The sequence below is a fragment of the Photobacterium ganghwense genome (genome assembly GCF_003025595.1).
Taxonomy (GTDB): domain Bacteria; phylum Pseudomonadota; class Gammaproteobacteria; order Enterobacterales; family Vibrionaceae; genus Photobacterium; species Photobacterium ganghwense.
In genome coordinates, this window is sequence record NZ_PYMI01000001.1 from 1,341,092 (window position 1) to 1,350,437 (window position 9,346).

Consider the following 9,346-nt stretch of genomic DNA (forward strand, 5'->3'; position numbering starts at 1 on the left):
AGGCATCATGCAGCTGCTAACCAATCACCTGGGCTATGAGCGTTTCGGTACCAAGCAGGCCGTCATCCAGACAGCAATGCCACTGACAATCACAACGGCACAGATTGTTTGCGACACCAGCCAGCAACCTCTGCTGACACTGCCGGTGCAAACACATGGCGAGGTGGATCAATGGCATACCGGACTGACTTATCTGGTCGACTTTTCCGCGCTGCAGCAATGCGGCTGGTTCCGGCTGCAGGTGGGTGAGCAGCTGTCTGCACGTTTTCAAATCGCCGACGGGCTGCTGATGAAGCAGACCTTCAGCGATGTTCTGCACTATTTCAAATCGCAGCGCTGCGGCGGCAAATTTGATCAGGCGGATCATCAGGTGCGTCTGTTTGACTCCAGTCAGACCGTGGATGCGCATGGTGGCTGGTACGACGCCTCCGGGGATGTCAGTAAATACCTGAGCCACCTGTCGTACAGCAATTATTTCAACCCGCAGCAGACACCGTTGGTGGTCTGGAACATGCTCACCGCGTTCAGCCAGCTGAGTAACCAGCCGGAGGTGGCGCCGTTCCCCCGTGTTCGCCTGCTTGAAGAGGCCCTCCACGGTGCTGATTTCCTGTGCCGGATGCAGTCACCGCAGGGTTACTTTTACATGACGGTATTCGATACCTGGAGCAAAGACACCGCCCAGCGCGAAATCTGCGCATACGCGACCCAGAACGGCCATAAATCTGCCCAGTATCAGGCAGGCTTTCGTCAGGGCGGAGGGATGGCGATCGCCGCCCTGGCCGCTGCGGCCAGGATTCTGGGTTCGCACGGCACATCACTGGGATTCGATACCGCCTCCCGGGCGCAATACCTGACGGCCGCGCAGCAGGGCTATTGGCATCTGGTAGAAATGAACACCCGGTATGTAGATGACGGGGTTGAAAACATCATTGACGAGTACTGTGCACTGCTGGCTGCCGTGGAACTATACCGGGCAACGGACGACAGGCGCTTTCTGACCGGGGCGCGCCGCTGGGCAGGCCGCTTGGCCCAACGGCAGATGAGCGATGACCAGTACCGCTATTTCTGGTCCGCCAATCATGACGGCAGTCGGCCGTATTTCCATGCCTCTGACGCCGGACTACCGGTACTCAGCCTGCTGCATTACCTCGATATTGAGCCGGACCACCAGCAACAGCAGACCGTAACGACCGTCATCCTGCAAGCGCTACAGTTTGAACTGGCGATCACTGCGGAAGTGACTAACCCGTTCGGCTATCCGCGCCAGTATGTCAAAGCGGTAGAGGGCGACAAGCACAGCAGTTTTTTTATTCCGCATCACAATGAAACCGGTTACTGGTGGCAAGGGGAGAACGCCCGGCTGGCTTCTCTGGCCAGCATGGCGTATCAGGCAGCCGCCCTGCCCGCTTTCCGCGATCTGAAACTCCCGTTGGAAATCTATGGTCAGCGACTGCTGAACTGGATACTGGGGCTCAATCCTTTTGATATGTCCATGCTGGATGGGCATGGTCGCAATAACCCGGATTATCTGCCAGACCTAGGGTTCAGCAATGCCAAAGGCGGCGTCTGCAACGGGATTACGGCCGGTTTTACCAACGAGCGGGACATCGCCTTCAACCCGCAGCCACAGGCAAACGACATGCTGCAAAACTGGCGCTGGGGAGAGCAATGGATCCCCCATGCCGGCTGGTACCTGCTGGCCGTGACCCTGCAATACAAGGAGAGACAAGATGTCTGATTCCGTTCAATTTTATGTCGGTGTCGACGGCGGCGGAACCTCATGCCGAGCCCGGATTACCGAGCTAAACGGCCAGGTGCTTGGTGAAGCCAAAACCGGCAGCGCAAATATTTTGCTGGGAAGCGAAGTCGCGATGGCATCCATTCAGGATGCTATCGCAACCGCAGCCGCGCAAGCTCATCTCGGGCCGGAGCACTACGCCCATATGCGGGTCGGCCTGGCTTTGGCCGGGGCCGAGCAAAAAAGCGCCTGGTATGACTTTATGGCCCAGCCCCATCCGTATGCTGCCGTCACTCTCAATACCGATGCCTACGGTGCCTGTCTCGGCGCATGGGCTGGGAAGGACGGCGCCATCCTGATTGCCGGCACCGGCTCATGCGGGATTTACCTGAGTGAGGGGACACAACATGTGGTTGGCGGCCGTGAATTTCCTATTTCCGATCAGGGCGGTGGCGCGGTCATGGGGCTGCGCCTGATCCAGCAGGTCCTGCTCGCCCAGGATGGTCTCAGGCCGGTGACCCCGTTGGTCAGCCATGTCATGGCCCATTTCCGACACGACATTGATGCCATTGTCAGCTGGTCGAAATCCGCCAGGCCTTGCGACTACGGTCAGTTTTCGCCAGCCATTTTTGACTATGCCTATCAGGGAGATGCGCTGGGTATCGACTTGCTCAACCAGACCGCGGCCGATATTGAAATGTGGATGAAAGCCCTGATTCAGCGCGGGGCCAGCCGTATCTGCCTGATGGGCAGCATAGCGGAACGCATTATTCCCTGGCTGATTCCTCCAATGCAGCAACGTGTCGCCGTCCCTCAGGGCGACGCCATGGATGGTGCTCTGGCCATGGCCCGAGGGCATCACAACCTTTACCCACTATGAGTCAACCTATGAGCTATCGCCTAGATTTAACCGTCATAGAGCAGCAGGAGAACCTGTCCCGCTTTGCGCTCACATTGCATAACCTGGCTGACCAGCCGCTGGAAAACTGGTCCCTGCATTTTGTGATCGGACGTTGGATCAATCAGGATTCGCTGAGCAACGGTCGCCTGCACCAGATAGGCAGCTACTGCACCCTGACGCCTACCACATCCGAACCGCTGGTCTCCAACGGGCATTTTTATACCGAATTCACGGCCCACACCAAGCCGTTCACCTTATTTGATGACGGCATTCCGGAAGCCTTTATCCACTCGACAGCGCACAATCCCAGCGGGGATGACATCGCAACTAAGATGCAAACGCTGATCCACCCCCAACCAGTCGAAGTCACCACGATCAATCTGGCCTCGCCAAGCCAGGAGCGTTTCACGACGCCCCTGCCGGCAGCCAAATCCATCAACCTGATCCCAGCCCCCCATGCGCTGAAAGTTCTGGGGGGGAGCTTTTCGCTGCACCGCCACAGTGCGATCAGTGCCGAACATGAAGCCGCGCAAGGCAGCAGCCACTGGCTGCAAGCCACTCTGACCGGGTACTTGCATGACGAACTGCCGCTTCAGCCAAACGGCAACATCATCTATCAGTACAATCCGAAGCTGCCGGAAGGGGCATACAAACTCTTGGTCGAATGGGATCACATCTGGCTACAAGCAGGCTCCGAAGCCGGTTTCTGTCATGCGACGGCAAGTCTGATCCAGCTGTTACCCAATGCATCCAGCCACTCCGCGCACGCGGCATGTCTGCTCCCTATGGTCGAAATTGAGGATGCCCCGCATTATGGCTATCGGGGAATGATGCTGGACTGTGCCCGCCACTTCCACCCGGTGCCGCGCCTGAAGTTTTTGATTGACCAACTGGCACGCTACAAATTCAATACGTTCCACTGGCATCTGACCGATGATGAAGGCTGGAGGCTGGAAATTGATGCCTACCCGGCACTGACCGACATGGGTGCATGGCGTGGTCCGAACGAAACCCTTGCCCCACAGTTCACCACGATCAGCCAGCGTTATGGCGGTTACTACACCAAAGATCAGGTCAGGGAGCTGATTACCTATGCAGCTGATCGCGGCATCACCATTATCCCTGAGATCGACATGCCAGGGCATTGCCGCGCCGCCATTCGTGCGCTCCCAGAGTTGCTGGTGGATCGCAACGACCACTCCCAGTACCGCAGTATCCAGGGCTACCCGGATAACATTCTGACCCCAGCCCTTCCGGGAACCTATGCCTTCATCCAAACCGTTCTGGCTGAAGTGTGTGAGCTGTTCCCCGCCCCGTACGTACACATTGGTGGTGATGAGGTGCCCCATGGCGTCTGGACCGACAGCCCGGGCTGCCGGGCTCTGATGGTAGAACATGGTTACCGCGATCCAAAAGAGCTGCAGGGCCATCTGCTGCGCTATGCCGAAGAGTGTCTGGCAGCGCACGGCAAGCGCATGATGGGCTGGGAAGAAGCGACCCACGGCGACAAAATCAGCACCAATACCGTGATATTTTCCTGGCAGAACGAAGAGGCCGGCGAGCAGGCGGCGAAGGCAGGCTTTGACGTCATTATGCAGCCGGCGCAGTACACCTACCTCGATCTGGCACAGGGCTTCTCGGCGGATGAGCCCGGCGTTGACTGGGCCGGGAAACTCCCGCTGGACAAAGTCTATCAATATCACCCGCTGGCTAACCTGCCAGCCAGCGATCCGGCGCAACAGCGCATTCTGGGAATTCAGTGTGGCCTGTGGTGTGAACTGGTTAACAGCCAAAGCCGCCTCGAATACATGCTTTTTCCACGCCTCCTGGCGATTGCCGAACTGGGCTGGACCTCACCAGATCAACGCAGCTGGCCAGATTTCAAAGCGCGTCTAAACGGACAATTAGCTTACCTGGACAAAGCAGGCATTAACTACCGTCGCTGCGAATAACGCTGCAGCTGACTGATTAAACAAGGATTGAAAACCATGAATTACGGCTATTTTGACAATACCAACCGAGAGTACGTCATTACTCGCCCTGATGTGCCTGCACCCTGGACCAACTACCTGGGTACAGAAAAGTTCTGTACTGTCATTTCTCACAACGCCGGGGGCTACTCGTTCTACAACAGCCCGGAGTACAATCGTGTAACCAAGTTCCGTCCAAACGGCACCTTCGACCGCCCGGGCCACTATGTCTACCTGCGCGACGACGAAACCGGTGATTACTGGTCAATCTCCTGGCAGCCGGTGGCAAAAAGCCTGGAAGAAGCCACGTATGAAGTGCGTCACGGCCTGTCTTACTCCAAATTCAAATGTGAATACAACGGCATCACAGCGCAGAAAACCCTGTTCGTACCAAAAGGCGAAGACGCGCAAATCTGGGATGTAAAAATCAGGAACGACGGCGATCAGCCACGCACCATCAGTGCATTCTCGTTCGTGGAATTCTCGTTCAGCCACATCCAGTCTGACAATCAGAACCACCAGATGAGCCTCTACTCAGCCGGAACGGCGTACAACGAAGGCGTAATTGAGTACGACCTGTACTACAACACCAACGATTATGAAGGCTTCTACTACCTCGCTTCCAGCTTCGATCCAGACAGCTATGACGGTCAGCGTGACAGCTTTATCGGTATGTATCGTGACGAAGCGAATCCCATCGCGATCGAAACCGGTCGTTGTTCTAACCATGTGCAAACCTGTTACAACCACTGTGGCTCACTGCACAAGCAATTCGTAATTCAGCCGGGCGAGGAAGTTCGTTTCGTCCTGATTCTGGGGATCGGCAAAGGTGAAGGCCAGCGCCTGCGAGCGAAATACCAGGACGTTGCAAATGTTGACGCTGCGCTTGCTGACATCCGCGCGCACTGGGATACCCGCTGTGCCAAGTTCCAGGTGAAATCACCGAACGAGGGGCTGGACACCATGATCAACGCATGGACCTTGTACCAAGCGGAAACCTGCGTGGTGTGGTCACGCTTTGCCTCTTTCATCGAAGTAGGCGGCCGTACGGGTCTGGGTTACCGTGATACCGCGCAGGACGCGATTTCCGTGCCTCACGCAAACCCACGCATGACCCGCAAGCGCCTGGTGGATCTGCTGCGCGGTCAGGTGAAAGAAGGCTACGGCCTGCACCTGTTCGATCCAGACTGGTTCGATCCAGAGAAAGCCGATGTTAAACCATCTAAATCACCAACCGTGGTACCAACCCCAAGCGACGAAGACAAGATCCACGGCATCGAAGACACTTGCTCTGACGACCACCTGTGGCTGGTGCCAACCATCTGCCGTTACGTACAAGAAACAGGTGAAGAGAGCTTCCTGGATGAAACCATTCCTTACGCCAACGGCGGCGACGCGTCTGTTTATGAACACATGAAAGCGGCGCTGGACTTCTCTGCTGAATACGTGGGGCAAACCGGTATCTGTAAAGGTCTGCGTGCAGACTGGAACGACTGCCTGAACTTGGGTGGCGGAGAGTCAGCAATGACGTCCTTCCTGCATTTCTGGGCACTGCAGGAATTCATCAAACTGGCGAAATACAAAGGCTTGGATGCGGACGTACAGAAGTACACCGAAATGGCAGCCAATGTGCGCGAAGCGTGTGAACAGCATCTGTGGGACGAAGAAGGCGGCTGGTACATCCGTGGCCTGACCAAAAACGGCGACAAGATCGGCACCGCGCAACAAGCTGAAGGCCGCGTGCACCTGGAATCTAACACCCTGGCTGTTTTGTCTGGCCTGGCGTCGCAGGAGCGTGGCGAAAAAGCGATGAACGCCGTTGATGACAACCTGTTCTCTGAATACGGCCTGCACCTGAACTCGCCATCATTCGCAACGCCCAACGACGACATCGGTTTTGTTACCCGCGTCTACCAAGGCGTGAAAGAAAACGGCGCGATCTTCTCGCATCCAAACCCATGGGCTTGGGTAGCCGAAGCGAAACTGGGACGTGGTGATCGTGCCATGAAGTTCTACGATGCACTGAACCCATACAACCAAAACGACATCATCGAGAAGCGAGTTGCCGAGCCGTATTCATACGTTCAATTTATCATGGGCCGCGACCACGAAAACCATGGCCGTGCCAACCACCCATGGCTGACCGGTACGTCTGGCTGGGCATACTTCGCAGTCACCAACTTCATCCTGGGTGTCCAGACCGGTTTCGACGGCCTGACCGTGAATCCATGTATCCCGACCAGCTGGCCTGGCTTTGAGGTGACCCGCGAATGGCGCGGCGCGACTTACCACATCAAGGTACAAAACCCGAACGGCGTCAGCAAAGGCGTCACGGCCATCACCTTGAATGACACTCCTGTTGAAGGAGCAATCCCGGCTCAACCGGTCGGCAGTATCAACACTGTCAACGTGATCATGGGCTAATTGAATTGGGGCGCCCGATTGCGCCCCGTATACCGACGAGAGAAATAGGAGTTCCATCATGATCCAATTCGGAACCGGTGGCTGGCGCGCCTTAATTGGCGAAACCTTCACCAAGGATAATGTCCGGTTAGTCGCTCAAGCGCTAGCCAATATTATGGTCGCCGAGCAGGTGACCCAGAACGGCTTTGTCATTGGCTACGACCGGCGTTTCTTATCTGATAAAGCCGCAGCCTGGTTTGCTGAAGTCCTGGCGGCCAATGACATTAAAGTAAGCTTTATCAACAAGTTTGTGCCAACGCCGATTGTTATGTTTAAAGCCAAGCATATCGGTGCCACCTATTCGGCCTGTATCACCGCTTCGCATAATCCCGCGGACTACAACGGGATAAAAGTGTTCATCGAAGGGGGACGAGACGCTGACGAGATCATCACAGCTAAGATTGAACAGCAAATTTCCCAGTTAACTTACGATTATATTCAATCCGTGGATTTCGATGACGCCATCGCATCACAACAAATTACCCTGATCAATCCAATGAATGAATTTGTGGATTCCATTGTCGATTTCATCGATATCGAAGCCATTAAACGCGCGAATCTGCGTGTGCTGATTGATCCTATGTTTGGGGTGGCTAAAAATGCCTTACAAACTGTGTTGATCAGCGGCCGCTGTGATGTCGATGTAATTCACGACGGGCACAACCCATCATTTGGCGGTCTGATGCCTTCACCCAGTGCAGCAACGTTATACCGCCTGAAACACTTAGTGGCTCATGAAGGTTACGACATCGGTATCGGCACCGATGGCGATGCCGATCGCCTGGGGATCATTGACGAAAAAGGAAACTTCGTTCACCCCAATGAAGTCCTGATGCTGCTCTATTACTACTTACTGGAATACAAAGGCTGGAAAGGGTCAGTCGTACGTAACATTGCAACCACCCACCTTCTCGACAGAATTGCCGCCGCACATGGTGAGAAGTGTTTTGAAGTACCAGTAGGCTTCAAACATATCAGCGCCCAGATGGAGGCCGATGATTCATTGATTGGCGGTGAAAGCTCCGGTGGCCTAACCATCCGAGGACATATCAAAGGAAAAGACGGTGTCTTCGCTTCCAGCCTGTTAGTGGAAATGATCAGCGTAACAGGTAAGAAGCTCTCCGAACTGCTTAGTGAAATTTATGGCAAGTACGGCTTCGCCTACACTGCAGAAGGTGACTGTACTTTCCGCGCGGCCGATCGCCAGCGGCTTTACGACAAGATTTACGTGGAAAAATCCCTTCCTGAATTTGAATGGGAAATCGAGCAGGTCAGCTACGCGGATGGCGTAAAAGTCTACTTCAAAAATGGCGGATGGGCCCTGGCACGCTTTTCCGGCACTGAGCCACTGCTACGTCTCTTCTGTGAGATGGCATGTCAGGAAGAAGCCGAAAAAGTTGTCCTCCAGATGAAAAGCTTTCTTAACCTCTGAGTACACCGATGCCCGCTCAACACTGCCTGACGGGCGTATTGGCTGCATAGCGGTACGTTGCGCAGGCTGCTCACCAGCCTTAGCGCCAAGGGTAGATTCTCAGCTACCCTTTTCTTTTTTACTTTCCCAGAAACACATTCCGCTTAACTCAGCATACAGATTTTATTCTGCCCTTCATCTCTCACCCATAGGTTCTCTCTGCGAGTTTATCATCGTCTAAATACACGTGCTTTTAACTATCATGTCAGACCATACTCAAGGGCCAATTGTGAAAGAAAGCCATCATCGGACGAGGTTCCATCGACTAGCTCTACGCTATTGAGTCAAGGTCAGCCTCGCTAGTTTCAGCCATGTAGTTAAAACAATTTCCCCCCAAACGAAACGCAAAAAGACAGTACCTCGCATTTTGTCTGAACATACGGATGCAAAAAGCCCGAATCTTTCAACTCGGGCTTCGTATGAACGGCCGGGCTGGCGCTCCAGCGGGACTCATTCGACCTCAGGGCGAACATTATCTTTAAACGTAAAAAAGCCCAGTCTTTCGACTGGGCTTTTTTAAAGAGTGGCGGAGCGGACGGGACTCGAACCCGCGACCCCCGGCGTGACAGGCCGGTATTCTAACCAACTGAACTACCGCTCCACTCAGAATTAGCGTTTGTTCAGAACGCTAACCTAAATTGGGTGCCTGGCGATGTCCTACTCTCACATGGGGAGACCCCACACTACCATCGGCGCTGCTGCGTTTCACGTCTGAGTTCGGCATGGGATCAGGTGGGTCCACAGCGCTATGGTCGCCAGGCAAATTCTTTGATTCACCGCCCGCAGGCCGCAAATCACAATCT

5 protein-coding genes, 1 tRNA gene and 1 rRNA gene are annotated in these 9,346 nt (G+C 54.9%); 5 read left to right on the forward strand and 2 right to left on the reverse strand.

Going from position 1 to position 9,346, the window contains the following annotated elements:
* Positions 1-7 precede the first annotated feature (7 nt).
* From C9I92_RS05825 to C9I92_RS05845, 5 genes are read left to right on the forward strand one after another with little or no spacing between them, the layout of a single operon-like run.
* The gene (locus tag C9I92_RS05825; protein WP_047886418.1) at positions 8-1,738 is read left to right on the forward strand and encodes a glycoside hydrolase family 9 protein; all 1,731 of its coding nucleotides are present in this window, start codon (positions 8-10) and stop codon (positions 1,736-1,738) included.
* Entirely contained in the window at positions 1,731-2,618 is an 888-nt protein-coding gene (locus C9I92_RS05830) for a glucosamine kinase nucleotide-binding domain-containing protein (protein WP_047886417.1), read from the forward strand. Before C9I92_RS05825 ends, C9I92_RS05830 begins: the two co-directional genes overlap by 8 nt.
* Before the next feature lie 8 nt (positions 2,619-2,626).
* Positions 2,627-4,591 carry a beta-N-acetylhexosaminidase gene (locus C9I92_RS05835; protein ID WP_047886416.1) on the forward strand — a complete coding sequence of 655 codons (1,965 nt, stop codon included), beginning with the start codon at positions 2,627-2,629 and terminating at the stop codon, positions 4,589-4,591.
* A 36-nt stretch (positions 4,592-4,627) separates the two neighbouring features.
* Positions 4,628-7,033, forward strand: a complete 2,406-nt coding sequence (locus C9I92_RS05840) for a glycoside hydrolase family 94 protein (protein WP_047886415.1) — start codon at positions 4,628-4,630, stop codon at positions 7,031-7,033.
* Between the two features lie 58 nt (positions 7,034-7,091).
* A complete protein-coding gene (locus tag C9I92_RS05845; RefSeq protein WP_047886414.1) occupies positions 7,092-8,504 on the forward strand; it encodes a phosphoglucomutase/phosphomannomutase family protein in 1,413 nt (470 codons plus the stop codon).
* A gap of 563 nt (positions 8,505-9,067) precedes the next feature.
* Here C9I92_RS05845 and C9I92_RS05850 read toward each other — a convergent pair.
* Together C9I92_RS05850 and rrf are read right to left on the reverse strand one after the other, a co-directional pair.
* Positions 9,068-9,144: transfer RNA gene (locus tag C9I92_RS05850), tRNA-Asp, on the reverse strand.
* A 43-nt stretch (positions 9,145-9,187) separates the two neighbouring features.
* Positions 9,188-9,303: ribosomal RNA gene (rrf, locus tag C9I92_RS05855) — 5S ribosomal RNA — on the reverse strand.
* Positions 9,304-9,346: the final 43 nt, after the last annotated feature.

Bases quoted from the DNA above. Each gene is read 5' to 3' on its own strand.
- C9I92_RS05830 (WP_047886417.1), top strand. From the start codon at position 1,731: ATGTCTGATTCCGTTCAATTTTATGTCGGTGTCGACGGCGGCGGAACC.
- C9I92_RS05840 (WP_047886415.1), top strand. From the start codon at position 4,628: ATGAATTACGGCTATTTTGACAATACCAACCGAGAGTACGTCATTACT.
- C9I92_RS05825 (WP_047886418.1), top strand. From the start codon at position 8: ATGCAGCTGCTAACCAATCACCTGGGCTATGAGCGTTTCGGTACCAAG.
- C9I92_RS05845 (WP_047886414.1), top strand. From the start codon at position 7,092: ATGATCCAATTCGGAACCGGTGGCTGGCGCGCCTTAATTGGCGAAACC.
- C9I92_RS05835 (WP_047886416.1), top strand. From the start codon at position 2,627: ATGAGCTATCGCCTAGATTTAACCGTCATAGAGCAGCAGGAGAACCTG.